This is a genomic window from Halorubrum sp. SP3, assembly GCF_005435195.1.
GTDB lineage: Archaea > Halobacteriota > Halobacteria > Halobacteriales > Haloferacaceae > Halorubrum > Halorubrum sodomense.
On sequence record NZ_SGTU01000392.1, the window covers coordinates 1 to 437 of the forward strand.

Below are 437 nucleotides of genomic sequence, written 5' to 3' on the forward strand. Positions count from 1 at the left end.
ACACATCTCGTCAAGCGACTCCGTGAGAAGCGATTCGGGCCCGGTGAGGAGCTGCCAAGCGGTCACCAGCGGAAGACTCTGCTCAATATGGTGATCGAGAACCTAGAGAAGGTCGGCGGGACGGTCATCGTTGTCCTCGACGAGATCGATGCCATCGGCGACGACGACTACATCCTCTACGAACTCCCGCGGTCGAATCCGGACGGCGTCCGTCTCTCGCTCATCGGGATTACGAACGACCTCCAGTTCCGCGAGAACCTCGACGCCGACGTCCGGTCGAGTCTCGGCGAAGACGAGGTTCGCTTCGAGCCCTACGACGCTGATCAGCTCCGCAACATCCTCGCACGGCGTGCCGTCGGTGCCCTCCGGGACACGTATTTCGAGGACGACGTCGAGGACTACCAGCATCTCCGAAGCGAGATCCTGAGCGACGACAC

Annotated in this window: 1 pseudogene; it reads left to right on the plus strand. The window is 61.6% G+C overall.

The features are described from left to right. Positions 1-437, plus strand: a pseudogene (locus EXE42_RS16970) (cell division control protein Cdc6); the annotation flags it as partial.